Source organism: Pantoea sp. CS_6 (assembly GCF_041954745.1).
GTDB classification, from domain to species: Bacteria; Pseudomonadota; Gammaproteobacteria; order Enterobacterales; family Enterobacteriaceae; genus Pantoea; species Pantoea stewartii.
In genome coordinates, this window is the sequence record NZ_JAVAYG010000028.1 from 1 (window position 1) to 1,070 (window position 1,070).

A 1,070-nucleotide genomic window follows, 5' to 3' on the forward strand; every position below is an offset into this window, starting at 1 on the left:
CGCGTCGCTGCCGCAGCTTCGGTGCATGGTTTAGCCCCGTTACATCTTCCGCGCAGGCCGACTCGACCAGTGAGCTATTACGCTTTCTTTAAATGATGGCTGCTTCTAAGCCAACATCCTGGCTGTCTGTGCCTTCCCACATCGTTTCCCACTTAACCATGACTTTGGGACCTTAGCTGGCGGTCTGGGTTGTTTCCCTCTTCACGACGGACGTTAGCACCCGCCGTGTGTCTCCCGTGATAACATTCTCCGGTATTCGCAGTTTGCATCGGGTTGGTAAGCCGGGATGGCCCCCTAGCCGAAACAGTGCTCTACCCCCGGAGATGAGTTCACGAGGCGCTACCTAAATAGCTTTCGGGGAGAACCAGCTATCTCCCGGTTTGATTGGCCTTTCACCCCCAGCCACAGGTCATCCGCTAATTTTTCAACATTAGTCGGTTCGGTCCTCCAGTTAGTGTTACCCAACCTTCAACCTGCCCATGGCTAGATCACCGGGTTTCGGGTCTATACCCTGCAACTTAACGCCCAGTTAAGACTCGGTTTCCCTGCGGCTCCCCTATACGGTTAACCTTGCTACAGAATATAAGTCGCTGACCCATTATACAAAAGGTACGCAGTCACACCACGAAGGTGCTCCCACTGCTTGTACGTACACGGTTTCAGGTTCTGTTTCACTCCCCTCGCCGGGGTTCTTTTCGCCTTTCCCTCACGGTACTGGTTCACTATCGGTCAGTCAGGAGTATTTAGCCTTGGAGGATGGTCCCCCCATATTCAGACAGGATACCACGTGTCCCGCCTTACTCATCGAACTCACAGCCTGTGCACCTTTGTGTACGGGAGTATCACCCTGTACCCTGCGACTTTCCAGACGCTTCCACTGATGCACAAGCTGATGCAGGTTCTGGGCTCCTCCCCGTTCGCTCGCCGCTACTGGGGGAATCTCGGTTGATTTCTTTTCCTCGGGGTACTTAGATGTTTCAGTTCCCCCGGTTCGCCTCATGCCGCTATGGATTCACTGCATGATAGTGTGACGAGTCACACTGGGTTTCCCCATTCGGGTATCGCCGGTT

At 54.1% G+C, this 1,070-nt stretch carries 1 rRNA gene; it reads right to left on the bottom strand.

Features of this window, described 5'->3' with window-relative positions:
* Positions 1-1,070: ribosomal RNA gene (locus RAC90_RS20865) — 23S ribosomal RNA — on the bottom strand; the annotation flags it as partial.